This is a genomic window from Paraburkholderia sp. 35.1 (assembly GCF_050436525.1).
GTDB lineage: Bacteria > Pseudomonadota > Gammaproteobacteria > Burkholderiales > Burkholderiaceae > Paraburkholderia > Paraburkholderia tuberum.
Window position 1 is genome coordinate 3081281 of record NZ_JBNDMJ010000002.1, and the last position, 14622, is coordinate 3095902.

14 protein-coding genes and 3 pseudogenes are annotated in these 14622 nt (G+C 61.4%); 10 read left to right on the top strand and 7 right to left on the bottom strand.

Translation table 11 applies throughout. From position 1 onward, the window contains the following. Positions 1 to 10: 10 nt before the first annotated feature. Together OKW27_RS19940 and OKW27_RS19945 are read right to left on the bottom strand one after the other, a co-directional pair. Entirely contained in the window at positions 11 to 1996 is a 1986-nt protein-coding gene (locus OKW27_RS19940; protein WP_429334549.1) for an integrase, read from the bottom strand. Further along, positions 1993 to 2349 carry a hypothetical protein gene (locus OKW27_RS19945; protein WP_429334550.1) on the bottom strand — a complete coding sequence of 119 codons (357 nt, stop codon included), beginning with the start codon at positions 2347 to 2349 and terminating at the stop codon, positions 1993 to 1995. The genes OKW27_RS19940 and OKW27_RS19945 overlap by 4 nt, the downstream gene beginning before the upstream one ends. 37 nt (positions 2350 to 2386) lie before the next feature. On the opposite strand from OKW27_RS19945, the gene OKW27_RS19950 reads away from it, so the two are divergent. The 3 genes and pseudogenes from OKW27_RS19950 (at position 2387) to OKW27_RS19960 (ending at position 4695) form a co-directional block, all read left to right on the top strand. After that, positions 2387 to 2704: a transposase gene (locus OKW27_RS19950; protein WP_425199399.1), complete on the top strand. Its 318-nt coding sequence runs from the start codon at positions 2387 to 2389 to the stop codon at positions 2702 to 2704. 32 nt (positions 2705 to 2736) lie between these two features. Continuing rightward, a pseudogene (locus OKW27_RS19955) lies at positions 2737 to 3273 on the top strand (IS3 family transposase); the annotation flags it as partial. 48 nt (positions 3274 to 3321) lie between these two features. Further along, positions 3322 to 4695 (top strand): IS30 family transposase, encoded by a 1374-nt coding sequence (locus OKW27_RS19960; protein ID WP_167368848.1) that lies wholly within the window; start codon positions 3322 to 3324, stop codon positions 4693 to 4695. A 132-nt stretch (positions 4696 to 4827) separates the two neighbouring features. Here OKW27_RS19960 and OKW27_RS19965 read toward each other — a convergent pair whose 3' ends face one another. From OKW27_RS19965 to OKW27_RS19980, 4 genes are all read right to left on the bottom strand, one after another. Beyond that, positions 4828 to 6909 carry a recombinase family protein gene (locus OKW27_RS19965; protein WP_429332267.1) on the bottom strand — a complete coding sequence of 694 codons (2082 nt, stop codon included), beginning with the start codon at positions 6907 to 6909 and terminating at the stop codon, positions 4828 to 4830. Further along, positions 6906 to 7202 carry a hypothetical protein gene (locus OKW27_RS19970; protein ID WP_176079011.1) on the bottom strand — a complete coding sequence of 99 codons (297 nt, stop codon included), beginning with the start codon at positions 7200 to 7202 and terminating at the stop codon, positions 6906 to 6908. Before OKW27_RS19970 ends, OKW27_RS19965 begins: the two co-directional genes overlap by 4 nt. An 11-nt stretch (positions 7203 to 7213) precedes the next feature. Further along, a complete protein-coding gene (locus OKW27_RS19975) occupies positions 7214 to 7675 on the bottom strand; it encodes a helix-turn-helix domain-containing protein (protein ID WP_090812729.1) in 462 nt (153 codons plus the stop codon). Positions 7676 to 7882: 207 nt separating this feature from the next. Beyond that, positions 7883 to 8152 carry a DUF5372 family protein gene (locus OKW27_RS19980; protein WP_090812730.1) on the bottom strand — a complete coding sequence of 90 codons (270 nt, stop codon included), beginning with the start codon at positions 8150 to 8152 and terminating at the stop codon, positions 7883 to 7885. A gap of 8 nt (positions 8153 to 8160) precedes the next feature. On the opposite strand from OKW27_RS19980, the gene OKW27_RS19985 reads away from it, so the two are divergent. Further along, positions 8161 to 8475 carry an integrase core domain-containing protein gene (locus OKW27_RS19985; RefSeq protein WP_429334551.1) on the top strand — a complete coding sequence of 105 codons (315 nt, stop codon included), beginning with the start codon at positions 8161 to 8163 and terminating at the stop codon, positions 8473 to 8475. Here OKW27_RS19985 and OKW27_RS19990 read toward each other — a convergent pair. After that, positions 8472 to 8858, bottom strand: coding sequence for a hypothetical protein (locus OKW27_RS19990; RefSeq protein ID WP_429334552.1), 387 nt, complete (start codon positions 8856 to 8858; stop codon positions 8472 to 8474). The two genes, OKW27_RS19985 and OKW27_RS19990, sit on opposite strands and share 4 nt — an antisense overlap. A gap of 147 nt (positions 8859 to 9005) precedes the next feature. Here OKW27_RS19990 and OKW27_RS19995 point away from each other — a divergent pair, with 147 nt between their 5' ends. From OKW27_RS19995 to OKW27_RS20020, 6 genes and pseudogenes are all read left to right on the top strand, one after another. Next, the gene (locus tag OKW27_RS19995) at positions 9006 to 9311 is read left to right on the top strand and encodes a reverse transcriptase domain-containing protein (protein WP_429334553.1); all 306 of its coding nucleotides are present in this window, start codon (positions 9006 to 9008) and stop codon (positions 9309 to 9311) included. A 237-nt stretch (positions 9312 to 9548) separates the two neighbouring features. Continuing rightward, positions 9549 to 9848, top strand: coding sequence for a group II intron maturase-specific domain-containing protein (locus OKW27_RS20000; RefSeq protein ID WP_221312266.1), 300 nt, complete (start codon positions 9549 to 9551; stop codon positions 9846 to 9848). A gap of 79 nt (positions 9849 to 9927) precedes the next feature. Next, a pseudogene (locus OKW27_RS20005) lies at positions 9928 to 10169 on the top strand (DDE-type integrase/transposase/recombinase); the annotation flags it as partial. A gap of 126 nt (positions 10170 to 10295) precedes the next feature. Continuing rightward, positions 10296 to 11426, top strand: a complete 1131-nt coding sequence (locus tag OKW27_RS20010) for an IS110 family transposase (protein WP_429334554.1) — start codon at positions 10296 to 10298, stop codon at positions 11424 to 11426. Between the two features lie 252 nt (positions 11427 to 11678). Further along, positions 11679 to 12833: an IS110 family transposase gene (locus OKW27_RS20015; protein WP_429332816.1), complete on the top strand. Its 1155-nt coding sequence runs from the start codon at positions 11679 to 11681 to the stop codon at positions 12831 to 12833. Between the two features lie 271 nt (positions 12834 to 13104). Then, positions 13105 to 14256: pseudogene (locus OKW27_RS20020) on the top strand (IS110 family transposase). Positions 14257 to 14622: the final 366 nt, after the last annotated feature.

The window sequence follows — 14622 nt, forward strand, 5'->3', positions numbered from 1 at the left end:
GAACCACTTGTTAGAACACCTGCCCCGTCCCGATGCCAAGCGTGCGCGGACGAACCGGTTCGACGGCCGCTGCATCGGCGACCAAATCGGTCACCTCCGCTGCTTCCGCCGACGGCATTGTTGGAATCGCGTCTGGTCCTAACGGGCCTGTCGGTGTTTTGGCCGTTGGTGCGTTTGCGAGAAGGCGCAGCGTACGCGCTGCATCGGATGCGGCCCTGCGCGACCTGCCTGCTGCTGCGACCTTGGTCTGTACGTAGGCGTCAATCGGATTTTCGGCCGACATATGTCCTGATCTCCTGCTGCTCCTCGCCTTCAGGATTTCCCTGCGCAATGTCAGGTTGTGCGGCATCACGCGCCAGGCACCCTGTGCGTTAAGGACACCGAGCTCACTGCCATCGGCGAGGAAAGCTCGCACGCAGCGCAGATCGTCAGCGTTGATGTAGATGCGAAGCGACTGGCCAATCAGCTGGGCGCTGCTGGCAAGGACCATGTTGGTATAGCGCACGCCGAACAGGTTGATGTGAGGACGGACGCCGAGCGCAAGATAGCCGCGCACACGGCAGTGCCGCGCGGACTGCATCAGGCATAACGTACGCCGGCGCACTTCCGGCAACCAAGCCAGTAGCTGCCCTCTTCCACGAACAAAAAACTCCATCGCTTCGAGCGGCGTCACACCATTCAGCCCGCCGTGAGCTGTGCCGTGATAGCTTGCAATCGAATAAGCCATCAGCTCGTCCAGTTCATCAAGCGACACATACAGACGGAGATTTCCCTTTGGGTCGGCCAGCGCGCGGCGCAGGTCACGAGGATGTGAGCCCGTATAGCCTGGGAGGCGCGAGGACAGCCTGCTGGCGATTGTGCCAAAGAAGCGTTCAACATACGGGCGCTCGTCCGGACTGTGCTTCGGTCCCGCAGTGACGACGCAGCCAACGAACTCGCAGAGTGCAGCCAGCGTTTCGCTCGCGAGGTTCGCCTTCGCATTGTCGAGCCGCATGCACTCCCAGCTGACGTAGGCAAGTTCGGGCAGGCGCTGTGACGCGAAACCATCCTGCCGCTGGCAGACAAGTCCGGGGATGGTGAAGGCGCGCATCGGCCGGGGTTCGAGCGCGTTCTCGATCGTCTTGATCACATCGTAACGACTGTATTCGCGGGTCAGCGCGAGGTGATAGCCGAGCACGACCCGCGTGCATACGTCAATGATCACGAGCAGCCATACGCGCTCGATTTCAAACTCATGCTCGAAGCCGAGCGGATCGCGAACGACGACCTTAAGTCGTACATCGAGCCGGTGACCATCGAACTCGACCACCTGGTACGGACGCGTCGCCGCGGGAGCGGGTGCATCGTCCGTACATGGCAGTCCCTTCAGATGCGAGGCACCGGCGGAACCTGCGGCCGTTCCGAAGCCGCGCAACAACTCCGCCTTTACTCGCGAGGACAGCGACCGGATCGCGCGCCCCGTCGTGTTAAACGGATAGTCGGCCGCCGTCAAGCCCAGTTGCCGGCATTCCTGCAAAAATCTTTGATGCAACGCCCCTAAACCGTTCAGCCTGATCCGCATGCCCTCGTCGGAGGGTATCTGCTTGAGTGTCACGCGGCGCTGTCTGATCTGCAGGACGAGCCAGGCAGCGAGCTTGGGATACCGCTCGAGCAGCAAGGAAAGCGCACCGACTGCACCGCCCCGTTCACTACGCAGAGTAATGGGCAGCAGGCGTGTATATCCCGTCACGCGGGCATGAGCGACAAGCGCGCGAAAGCCGTATATCCGCCCGTCGGCATGCAGCGAGAGCGCCCTGTCGAGAAACCGGTAAAGCTGTCTGCGATTGATACCCGTAGTGTTCTCGATACTGCCTACAGGTTCGCCGCTCGCGTAACGTTCGATGGCGTCGATATGTCTCTGAACGCGACCGCGCGCGGTGGCGTCGAGTTCTGTCCATGCCAGTGTTGGCCACAAGGCGAGGTCCAGTGCCTGGAAATCAGGTCTGCGGCGGCTCATGACATGGCCTGGATCGCAACGAAGCGCGTCAGAAAGGAAAGGCTTTCGGTGTGTAACTCTAGTGCCCGGATGCGACCGCCATGCAACAGTTCGAAGACCGCTGCGCGAACGAGCGCAGGGTCGCCCGTAGAAAACTCACGCTCTATCGCCATCAGCGATTGGGGTGACACGACGAAGCGCTCGATCGCGCCGGGCAGCGAAGGCTTGACGAGGCCGCGTGCGGCGACAAGCACGGGCAGCATGCGCTGCCAGTTTCCAGTCCAGACACGCGCAGCTGCCCTTTCTGCCGCATCGATGTAGCGCACGGCGAAGGCTTGCGAGTCAAAGTCAACACGACTGAGATTGACCCGCAAAAACGGACACCTATCCTTTTGATCAGGAGGTGTCGAAATGGGCAGGCATCGTACCCCATACCCTGTGGAATTCCGGGCCCACATGGTTGAGCTGGTGAAGGCCGGAAGAACGCCTGAGGAACTGGCTCGTGAGTTCGAACCGACCGAGCAGACGATCAACAACTGGGTCGCGCAGGCCGATCGCGATGCGGGTGTGCGTCACGACGGGCTGACCACGGCCGAGAGGCAGGAACTCACACGGTTGCGTCGTGAGAACCGGCAACTGAAGATGGAGCGGGACATTCTCTCGCAGGCTGCGGCCTGGTTCGCGAGGGAGACGGGAGCCGTTCCGCCGAAGGGCGGTACGGATTCATGAGAGCGAACCGGGCCAGGTGGCCCATTGCCACAATGGCACGGCTGCTCAGGGTCTCCACGAGCGGCTACTACGCATGGCTGGTGCGAGAGCCATCGAAACGCTCATGCAGCGATGCGCAACTGCTCGAGCGTATCCGCACGCTGCATGCGAGTTCGCGCGGCACGTATGGGGCGCCACGTATCCATGCGCAGCTTGCGCGTGAAGGCGTGCACGTCGGACGCAAGCGGGTCGCACGCCTGATGCGCATGGCCGGCCTGCATGGTGCGAGCCGGCGGCGCTGGCCACACACCACGCGGCAACGCGCGGGGGCACGGCGCGCTCCGGATCTGGTGCGTCGGCACTTCTGTGCCGAGGCGGCGAACGTGCTGTGGGTGGCGGACGCCACCTACATCCCGACTGGCGAGGGGTTTCTGTACCTGGCTGTGGTCCTCGACGTGTTCAGTCGTCGCATTGTGGGCTGGGCGATGTCCAGCCATCTGTACACCGAACTGATGTTGCGCGCACTCGATATGGCGTTGCTGCAGCGACGCCATGAAGGCATCATCCTGCACTCAGACCAAGGGTGCCAGGGCGGATTCAACCGGTCGTTGCAACACCTTTGATCGAGGAGGTGTTGCATGGGACGAAGTGCAAAGCAGGTGTATCGGTTGACAGGGCGAGAAGCGATGTACTCGCCGGGTGCGCCATCACTTGGACATGTGATGGAGCGTCGGTATTGGCAACAGATCGCAACGGGCATTACAAGCGAGAAAGCAGCGGAGGCGGTAGGCGTATCTCAAGCGGTAGGCTCGCGCTGGTTCCGCTATCGTGGCGGCATGCCACTATTCATGTCGAAACCTATCGCTGGTCGATACTTGTCGTTCGCTGAGCGGGAAGATATAGCGTTGCTCTCGGTACAAGGTCTTGGGGTACGCGAAATTGCCCGGCGTCTTGGACGCAGTCCGTCAACCGTTTCGCGGGAACTCACACGCAATGCGGCAACCCGTGGTGGGTGCCTCGAGTATCGTGCTTCGGTCGCGCAGTGGAAGGCGGAACGGTTCGCCAAACGACCAAAGCCAGCGAAGCTGGCGACGAACGCACGGCTGCGCCAATACGTACAGGAGCGCCTTGAGGGCAAGGTACATGACGCTGATGGTCGTGAAATTGCGGGGCCCAGGCAGGCACCGTTCAAGGGGCGCAATAAACCACATCGCGGTGACCGAAAGTGGGTCAACGGCTGGTCACCTGAACAGATTGCCAATCGATTGCAAGCTGATTTCCCGGATGATGAATCTATGCGCATCTCTCACGAAGCCATTTATCAAGCGCTCTATATTCAAGGGCGCGGTGCGCTCAAGCGCGAGCTGGTGGGTTGCCTTCGCACCGGGCGCGCGTTGCGCGTTCCCCGAGCGAGAGCGCGTGCCAAGGCGTGGGCGCACGTCAGCGAGGAGGTGATGATTTCCAGCCGGCCTGCAGAGGTGCAAGATCGTGCTGTGCCAGGCCATTGGGAGGGCGACCTGATTATCGGCTTAAACCGATCAGCCATCGGGACGTTGGTGGAAAGATCAAGCCGCTTTACGATGCTCGTGCACTTACCTCGCGAGAAAGGCTATGGGCTAATTCCACGCACGAAAAACGGGCCTGCGCTGGCCGGCTACGGAGCTGTTACGATGGCCAACGCACTCAAGAAGACCGTGGCGGACTTGCCTGCTCAGTTGTGGCGATCATTGACCTGGGATCGTGGCAAGGAACTGTCCGATCACGCCCGCTTCACGATCGAGTCCGGCGTGAAGGTGTTCTTCGCTGACCCGCACAGCCCATGGCAGCGTGGTACGAACGAAAACACCAATGGCCTTCTACGACAATACTTTCCAAAGGGCACAGACCTGTCCCGGTGGAGTGCTCGCGAGATCCAGGCCGTTGCTAACACATTGAATACCAGGCCCCGGAAAACACTCGGCTGGAAGACGCCTGCGGAGGCCTTGGACGAATACCTAAAATCTGTTCAATAATCTAGTGTTGCGACGACCGGTTGAATCCGCCCAGTACACGTCCATTGCATTCGGGCGGCGCTGCCGCGAAGCTGGCGTGCAACCGTCGATGGGCACGGCCGGCGACGCGTACGACAAGGCTTGCGCTTCACACTACACCTCCTCGCGGCGATCAGAAACGACGTCGGGGTGGCGACGCCGGCAGGACAGCTTGACGCCCATCGCCTTTCTGGGCGCGTTATTGCCCGGTGGGTCGTACAGGCACTCGTTCTTGTCGCTGTAGGCGTGACCGCGGATGAGTCCGCGACGGTTCCATATCTTTACGCTCGTCGGCGTGACGTGCAGCGCGTCGGCCATCTCCTGCAGCGTCAGGAGACCCGCTTCGCGCAACCGGTCATAGCGTGGCTTCAGACAGTAGTTACGCTGCAGGCGCGCGACCATTTTTGCATTGAAGGGCCTACCCGTGCCCGACGGCGTACCACGTTCGTTCAGTATATTCGCGATCTGCAGGACAGTATGGTGATTGAGCAATGCGTCAATCTCCTCGATCACCGCGGCGGGGGTGATCCATCGTTGCCACGATTTCAGCGGCAACGGCAGCCTGAGGGTCCGGTGAGCGCCGCCCTTGAAGCGGATGTGTGCGGTAACCTGCTGGTCGCGGTTCAGGGTGACGTCTTCCAGAAGCAGCCTCATCATGCGTTTGCGTTCCCGGTCGGGCGTGGCGGGATCGCGCCATAGCCGGGGGAAGTTGGACGCCAGCGAGACGATGACGGCGCGCTGCTCGTCCGTCAGAATGCGCGCGTCCTGTTCGCGGCGACGCCGATAGTCCTCGTTAGCCTCAGTCAGCGCTCGAAGCTTATGGTTCCAGTCCGCTTCGAGTGAGTCAGCAACCAGCCGGTTCTCGGGGTCGACGCGCATGTAGCGACGCTGCGCCAGATCGGCTTCATACTGGGCACGCTCCACCTGCTTGTGACGCAGACGGTCGGCTTCTTCGATGCGGGACTGGAGTTCGTGCTGAACCGCCAGGCTCACCTCAATGGCAAGCGGATTGAGCGCTTCGACGAGCAGTTCGCCAATGGCCTCATCGATGGCCGCGCCGTGGATGCGCTGGCAGACCGGTTCGGCCTGTTCGATGCCTTCGCGCTGGCAGATGTACTCGGGACACAAGCCGCCCTGGCGGCTGTGATAACGGACCGTCATGCGGTTCCCGCATCGACCACAGACCACGAGTCCCTGAAGAAGTGCTGGACCCTCACGCGGCGCGCCACGGCGCCGGTCGGCTCCGATCACCTGTGCGCTCTCATGCAAACGCTTCTGGTTCTGCTCGTACTCTTCCCAGGACAGATAACCGGCATGGGCACCCAGAATCAGCGTATCCCACTGGTCTCGCGGGGCGCGAATCACACGCGTGCGTCCATCGACTGTCCTGCGCGTATGCGTGCGACCGTAGACGAACGCGCCGGCATACCTCGGGTTGTGCAGAATGCGCACCACCTGGCTGTGACCGAGACTGCCCCACAGCAGTTCGCCTTTGTGTGGACCTTTGCAGCACCGTCGCGGAAACGCCAGCTCGAGGTGATGCGCAGCGCGTGCGGTGGCCATCGCCGATCCCGTACCGCGGAAGGTGTCGAACAGCCACCTCAGACAGTGCTGGACCTGCTGGTCCGGATCGAGAACGACCGTGCCCGTGGCGTTATACACGAAGCCGACGGGCAGGCGCATCTGCAACTCACCGCGCCTCGCCTTGCTTAGGATTCCTCCTTGCAGTCGTGCGCGCAGCACATGCAATTCGGCCTCGCTCATGGTGCCCTTCAGCCCCAGTAACAGCCGGTCGTTGAAATGGGCAGGATCGTATACGCCATCCTCATCAAGGATCAAAGTGTCGGTGATTGCGCAGATCTCGAGTAACCGGTGCCAGTCGGTGGAGTTGCGCGCCAGGCGCGATACTTCCAGTCCAAGCACGATGCCGGCATGCCCCACGCCGACTTCGGCGACCAGGCGCTGGAAGCCTTCCCGGTCCGCCGACGAAGCGCCCGACTGGCCGAGGTCGCTATCGATCACAATAATGCGGTCCTCGGACCACCCCAGGGCGACGGCCCGTTGGCGCAGAGCGTATTGGCGCTTGGTGCTCTCGGTGTTCTCGAACACCTGGCGCAATGTGGATTGCCGGATATACAGATAGGCGTTGCGCTTCAGATGACTCGCCTGGACCTTCTGGTGAGGATCGCTCTTCATGCTGTTGCCTCCTGACGCCCATATAGAAGCATTGAAGCCAGAATCATCGTCGCCTCCTGATGCAGCTTGAAGGGGACGATCTCTGCCTCACCCGGCGGCGGCGGCTGCCGCCGTACAACCGTGGTCGCGCACTGCGCCCATGCCTGCATCCACGCTCTCATGCCGCTGCGCATCAACAGCACGAGGCCCTGACCGCGAGGAATCTCGCACGGCAGTCCAAGTGCCTGTTGTCTCAGATCTTCATAACGCGAGACCAGTCCGTCATTGCACAGCGCACGCTCCGGCAATGACACAGACGGTTTCGTTACGGTTTTTTTTGGCGCAGGAACTGCCGTTCGATACTGCGCGGATGAACCTGTACGCCGAAGTTCTGGTGCACCAGGCTGGCCAGTCGCTCCGCTCGCACAGCCGGCTCGGCAACCCGCGCCCGGTTCAAAAACTCCATCACCGCCGGTGTCAGTTTGTGGCCGCTGTGCGGGCCCGTCTTGTGGGGGATCAAACCGGCCAGACCCGCGTCCTCGAAGGCCGCCTGGGCCTGATAGACCGATGGCCGCGAGAAGCCGAACGCCTTGGCGGCTTCGCTGATGGACCACTTGTCGATGTGCACCGCGCGCAGCATCTCGTACTTGACCTGCAGCAGATCGTGCGGGTCGAAGAAGTCGCCGTCGCGAAACAGCGGATGAGTCACGGCATCGGAGCGCGGATTGAGGCTCGCCTGTTCCCGCAGCGCGCGGTGCTTGTCCTCTTTGCGTCGGTCTGTCGCCATGCACGAACTCCAAGGAAGGCGGGCAAGTCAGTGTAAATACAATTATGTACAAAACGTCAGGATATACAAGGCCGATTTATGAAATATCATCGATTTCATCCGGAAAGCAAAGCATTATCTCTGGCACAGCGGATCGTAATACAAGGCGACGTCAGGCGTAATTGCATTTACACATGCGGCGTATTTGGCTTTACAGTGCTTGCGTTGTCATGGCTCCAGCGTCGCGATCAAACGCCCCAGTTCAAGCAGTTCTTCCACACGAAACAAGGCGCGTCCGGCGGCGACCACGTTGAATGGGTCCTCGCCGACGACGCTCGTCCAGCTGGCGGGCAGCGCCCGCAGTCGGCCATTCGCGTCGTGAAACCAAACCCTGTCCTCATGCCAGTTCCGGGCGTGAAGGACCAGTTCGAATTCTTGCAAATGAAGGGGATGGTACGGATGAGTTACCTGAAAACGTCGGCTTTCAACGTCACTCACGGGCGCAGTTGTCTGCGAACTCCAACGCGATGTGCGAATCGTTCTTCGGGACGCTCGAAGCGGAGCTGCTATTGCGCGAACACTTTGCGACCCATGAACAGGCCAGGCGGCGCATCTTCTGGTTCCTGGAGGGCTGGTACAACGTACGCCGCCTGCACAGCAGCATTGGCTACTGCTCGCCGCTTGAATTCGAGAACATCAACGTTAAAAGGCAAACCGTGTCGCCTTGCGGGTTGCCCACCGGCGGGCAGCGTCATGGTCGTGAGAGGCGACCCGCCGCCCGCCCGTGGACAACCCGCGACTCAACGCTTAATGGAGGCTAGATCACATCAAATTGCTGGCTGCAAATCCGTCCGTCGAACCGGGTCAATCTCAGACTTCGCGGGAGATCGGACGCCGGTGTCGCTTCCGGTAGTAGTACCAGGAATTCATGGTCATCAGACCTTGCCCAGAAATCGACGATGCGGCGTTGCCCGTCAACTTTCATGAAGCCAGGCCGTTCACAGAATGTCTTTGTAGCAGGATCCGCTTCGAGCATCAGCCAGGCTTCGAAGGCGCTGCGCCTGTAGAGCGTCAGGCGTCGCCCAAGCCTTGGACTGAAGACGTCATACCGGTGTGCGCCGCGAGGACGCGGCAGTGTGAGCGGCTCGAAGCTTCGCAAAACGTCAACCATGTGCACCGCCTGCCTGAGGATGTCATGGTTCAAGACGAACACGAGTTGACGAATTTAATGCGCACTGATGCGAAGTGACGACATTACTTCGCTCCTAAACGAAGTAATATCGTCAACTCCGAGGCTCCCGCCCTTCCTGGCGGGCATTGGCGAGTGACAAGATTACTTCGCTCTACGCTGGTGGAGTTTGATATCAAGGCGGCTTTCGATCAAATCGATCATGGCCTCTTGCTAAAGGCGGTACGCAAGCACATCAAAGAGGATTGGATCCTGATGTACATCGAGCGGTGGCTGACTGCACCATTCGAAACTGCACAGGGTACCCGCTTGCAGCGGGAACGCGGTACGCCGCAAGGGGGAGTGGTCAGTCCGATCCTGATGAATCTGTTCATGCACTATGCGTTTGACGCCTGGATGCAGCGTCACTTCCCGAAATGTCCCTTTCCACGCTATGCCGATGATGCGGTAGTCCATTGCCGCAGCTAGGAGCAGGCGCAGGAGGTCATGCACGCCATAGCCTCGCGGCTAACGGAGTGCGGGCTGACGATGCATCCTGACAAGTCAAAGATCGTGTATTGCAAGGACAGAAGTCGCACCCAAACCTACCCGAATGTGACCTTCACATTTCTGGGCTTTCAGTTTCGTCCGCGAAGGGTGTTGACCAGGCACGGGCAGGTCTCGACCAGCTTTGTACCTGGTGTCAGTCCTGACGCCCTGAAACGGATGAGACAGGTGGCGCGGGGGTGGCGGTTGCAGCGCCAAACGTCGAAATCACTGTTCGAACTCGCTGAGCAATGTAATCCCACGATATGTGGCTGGTGGAACTACTACGGGGCTTTCTATCGGACAGCCATGCATGAGTTGAGTCGGTATCTCGACCGGAAGCTCGTGCGCTGGGTTCAGCGCAAGTACAAAACACTGCGACGGCACAAACGGTGCAGTGAAGAGTGGTTGCGCAAGATGAAGAAGGCGTACCCGCGAGAGTTCGCGCACTGGCAGTATCAGGGGGGACAGGTTGGATAACGGGAGCCGTGTAAATCGAGAGGTTTACGCACGGTTCTGCGAGAGACTCGGGGCGCAATTCCCCGGGTCTACTCACCCCTATGTGAAGGTCCGGGGCACATGGAAGTATCTCTACCGCGCCGTCGACAAGGCTGGCAACACGGTTGACTTCCTGCTGCGAGCCAGGCGGGACGAGGAAGCCGCCCGACGGTACTTCGAGAAGGCCATCGATCAGAATGGCGCGCCCGAAACCGTAATCATCGACAAGAGTGGTGCCAACCTGGCCGGACTGCACGCATCAACGCAGAGCGCGAAACGCCCATCAAGATCCGCCAGGCCAAGGCAGTATGACTTTCCGTGAGGCAGGGGCTGGCCAGCCGTGACGAATCAGACGCGGGTTAGCATTGCTGCCAGAGCCGCACGGTGTGGACAGCGCCACACCCGGCGATTTCCGGCACGGAGGCCAGCATGGAAAACGATAGCACGGTGTACGTCGGTCTGGATGTTCACAAGGATTCGATCACGGTCGCCTACGCGATCGGCATGGGCGACGTGGAACTGCTCGGCAAGATCGGTACGACGAAGGCCGATATCGACCGCCTGTGCAGGCGCCTGCAGTCAAAGGGGCCACACGTGCACATCGTCTACGAAGCGGGTCCGTGTGGTTATGGGCTTTACCGGCAGCTCGTCCAGAAGGGATTCGACTGCATCGTGTGTGCACCATCGCTGATTCCGAAGAAGCCCGGCGAGCGCGTGAAGACGGATCGGCGCGATGCGATCAAACTGGTGCGAGCGCTGCGCGCCGGTGACCTGTCAGCGGTCTATGTCCCGGGCGTCGAGGATGAGGCATTCCGGGATCTGGCGCGGGCATGGGCCGGTGCCAGAGACGATCTGAAGCAGGCGCGGCAGCGGCTGAAGTCGTTCCTGCTCTCGCATGGCGTGCACTATACCGGGAACGCGAACTGGGGCGCCGCCCATCGGCGCTGGCTCAGCGCATATTCATTCGGGCACCCGTGGCGGCAACTGGCGTTTGACGAACACCGGCGCACGATCGAGGATCGACTCGCGCAGTGTGAACGCCTCGAAGCAGCGCTACGCGAGGCAGTCGTCAACTGGCGGTTTTATCCAGCCCTGCTGGGACTGCAGGCGATGCGGGGCGTGCAGTTCGTCACGGCCGTCGGGATACTGTCGGAACTGGGCGACCTGTCACGCTTCGAACATCCACGTCAACTGATGGCATGGCTGGGGGTGACGCCGTCGGAACATTCCTCGGGCGACAAGCGACGTCGGGGTAGCATCACCAAGACCGGCAACAGCTACGCCAGAAAGCTGCTGGTCGAGGCGGCCTGGAGCTACCGGCATCCTGCGCGCGTGAGCCGCGACATCCAGCGTCGGCACGAAGGTATTCCGAAGGCCATTATCGATCGCGCCTGGGACGCGCAGGTCCGGTTGTGCCGGCGATACCGGAAGCTGGCAGTGCGCGGCAAACACGTCAATATCGCGACGGTCGCCGTCGCCCGTGAACTAGCGGGCTTCATCTGGGACAACAGCCGCCTGGCGATGTCGCTTGCCACGTCACGCAGCGCACAGACCGCGTAAGCCGCCCGTCACTCAACGCAAGACAACAAGTGGAGGAGTTTCCTGAAGGCGGCGTAGCCCGGCACTCGAGTAACCCGCGAAGATATTTCGCAACGGGCATCACCAATTTGCGGCCCAAGACAGCGGCAGGCTCATGAGGCGGACCTCTGTAATGCGGTAGCCAATCCGCGGATATCAGATCCTATGAAGCGAGGGCCTCGACGTGCTGACGTCTAAAATCAGCTTGCCGAGGTTTGCTTACAGGAGAACATCATGCGTACCGATCAGGCATACACGGGTCATGGTGACGTACTCGTGCTGGCAGTGTCGCTGGAACTGGCGGCGGCCAAATGGAAAGTCGCGCTTCACGACGGCCGGCGCGAGAAGCCGGCCGTGCACACCCTCGCACAACCACAGGCCGCAGCGCGTCTGCAGGCGGTCCTGGACCTGATCGAGGCACACAAGGAGAAGTGGTCGCTGCCGGCCGGCGTACGCACGGTCGTGAACTACGAGGCCGGGCAGGACGCGTTCTGGATCTGTCGCGCGCTGCAGGTGCACGGCATCGAGTGCTACGTCATCGATCCGGCCAGCACCCCGGTTGAACGTCACAGACGGCGCGCGAAGACCGACCGGCTCGATGTAATCAAGCTGGTGATCAATCTGCGCGCATGGCTGCGCGGCGAGCGCGACCGCATGCACGTTGTGCACGTGCCGTCACCGCAGGATGAGGCATCGCGCCAGCTGATGCGCGAGCGCGGCCAACTGCAGAAGGAAGTGCTGCAGCACCGCGACCGGATGCGCAAGCTCCTGGTCACGCTCGGTTGCTGGGATGCGGTCGATCACCGTACCTTCGCCAAGCGGCTCGAACGCGAGGAGGTGCGCTGCCATGACGGAGCGCCGTTACCGCACGAGCTGCGTGAGCGTTTAATGCGCGAGTGCGAACGCCTCGCACTCGTCGAACAACAACTTGCGGCGCTGGAGAAGACGCGACAGGCAAACGTACCGGCACCCGCGCGCCAGCGTTGCGATGCGCTGGCGCGCCTGCAGGGGATTGGCGAAGTAGGCGCCTCGCGCCTTGCCCTCGAGCTATTCTGGCGAGAGTTCGACAACCGCCGCGAAGTCGGTGCGTGCATCGGGCTCGTGCCACAGCCCTACGACAGTGGCGAAAGCCAGGTCGACCAGGGGATCAGCAAACAGGGAAACCGGCGGGTGCGCGCGCTGCTGATCGAGATGGCCTGGACCTGGCTTCGCTACCAGCCCGGCAGCGCATTGGCGAAATGGTTTAACCACCGCACACAAGGTACGGGACCGAACCGACGCGCGCGACGCATCGCCATCGTCGCGGTCGCGCGACGTCTTGCCATTGCGCTGTGGCGCTATCTGAAAGACGGCGTCATCCCTGACGGCGCACAGCTGAAGTCCACATAAGCCCCTACAGTTTGGCAGGAAGGAGATAAAGGTTTGGCCAGGCAGTGACGTGGCAAACATGGTTGAAGTGAACATCCCGTGGTCACACTGGGTTGCTGAAGCAACCGAATACTTTCAGATGGGGCATGTTCCCGGGGCGAATGATTCCGGCGTAACGCGCATGCAGGATAAGGCTGGTGATACGCCAGCGGATAGATGCTATGAAAGGGACGCGATAACGCGGAGCCCTACAATTCCCACATCGCATCGGTTCGCGTTAAAGGAGGGCATCATGCGAAATTCCGCTTACGCAGCTGGCAGAGAGGAACTCGTACTGGCGGTATCACTTGAGCTTGCCACGGCGAGCTGGAAGATAGCGTGCCACGACGGTCGCCGTGACAAACCCGCGGTGCACACCCTCACCGATCCGCAGGCCGGGGCGCGCCTGCAGGCCGCACTGGATCTGATCGAGCGCCAGAAGCAGCAATGGTCGCTGCGCGCCGGCGTGCGCACCGTTGTCTGCTACGAAGCCGGACAGGACGCATTCTGGATCTGTCGTGCACTGCAGGCGCATGGCATTGAATGTTACGTCATCGATGCCGCCAGCATTCCGGTCGTACGCCACAGGCGGCGCGCGAAAACGGACCGGCTGGATGCCATCAAGCTCGTGCTCAACCTGCGCGCGTGGCTGCACGGCGAGCGCGACCGCATGCACGTCGTTCACGTACCCTCAGTACAGGACGAGGCGCTGCGTCACCTGACCCGCGATCGCGCAGAGCTCCAGAAGGAGGTCCTGCAGCACCGCAACCGGATCGGAAAGCTGTTGCGCACGCTCGGCTGCTGGGACGACCTCAAACATGGGTTCGCCAGCCGGCTTGCCCGGGGGGAGGTCAGGTGCTACGACGGTTCCCCACTGTCCCCCGAAATGCACGACCGGCTCCTGCGCTAATGCGAACGGGTCGCCCTCGCCAGGCAGCAGCTCGCTGCCCTGGAGAAGGCGCGTCACCAAGCCCTTCCCGCCACGGTGCGCGAAAGAATCGATCACCTCACACGCCTGAAGGGAGTGGGCCAGATTGGAGCGTCCCGGCTGGTGCTTGAACTCTTCTGGCGGCAGTTCGACAACCGCCGTCAGGTCGGTTCTTGTACCGGTCTCGTTCCGCAGCCGTACGACAGTGGCGACAGTCACACCGATCAGGGCATCAGCAAACAAGGCAACCGTCGCGTACGGTCACTGCTGGTCGAGATGGCCTGGTACTGGCTGCGCTACCAGCCTGGCAGTCCGCTTGCGCAGTGGTTCCGCCATCGCACTGAGGGCACCGGCGCCAACCGCCGCGCGCGACGCATCGCGATCGTCGCGGTGGCACGGCGGCTGGTGATCCTCCTGTGGCGCTACCTCGAGCACGGTGTGATCCCCCAGGGAGTACAGATGAAGCCGTCCACATAGCCAGACACACGTCGATAGCCGCAACCCTCACTAACGGTCATACTGGCTGACCATCAGGGTCATGAAGCGGAAGTACCCGTTCACCACCGTGGTTGTTCATGCAACCGATGCTGATAGATGGGGTACCTCCCCGGAACGCTTTCCGGCGCACTGCGCATACTGCATCAGGCTGGCTCCACGCCAGCGGATAGAAGAAGGTCGGGACGCCATGTCCCACGCGCGCGACAACCGGCTTCACGTTTGCCCAGGCAGTGCCAGGGAGATGCGCAGAATCGGACGTGTCATGGCAAGCACGGCTACACGAATGCCGCCTGCATGGTGGCAGGCGCAATAACCCACGCGCCCGCCACCCCGTACCAGCGTATT

Coding starts and splice junctions, on each gene's coding strand:
- OKW27_RS19965 (WP_429332267.1), bottom strand. CDS start 6,909: ATGAAGAGCGATCCTCACCAGAAGGTCCAGGCGAGTCATCTGAAGCGC.
- OKW27_RS19975 (WP_090812729.1), bottom strand. CDS start 7,675: ATGGCGACAGACCGACGCAAAGAGGACAAGCACCGCGCGCTGCGGGAA.
- OKW27_RS20015 (WP_429332816.1), top strand. CDS start 11,679: ATGCGTACCGATCAGGCATACACGGGTCATGGTGACGTACTCGTGCTG.
- OKW27_RS20010 (WP_429334554.1), top strand. CDS start 10,296: ATGGAAAACGATAGCACGGTGTACGTCGGTCTGGATGTTCACAAGGAT.
- OKW27_RS20000 (WP_221312266.1), top strand. CDS start 9,549: ATGAGACAGGTGGCGCGGGGGTGGCGGTTGCAGCGCCAAACGTCGAAA.
- OKW27_RS19940 (WP_429334549.1), bottom strand. CDS start 1,996: ATGAGCCGCCGCAGACCTGATTTCCAGGCACTGGACCTCGCCTTGTGG.
- OKW27_RS19950 (WP_425199399.1), top strand. CDS start 2,387: ATGGGCAGGCATCGTACCCCATACCCTGTGGAATTCCGGGCCCACATG.
- OKW27_RS19960 (WP_167368848.1), top strand. CDS start 3,322: ATGGGACGAAGTGCAAAGCAGGTGTATCGGTTGACAGGGCGAGAAGCG.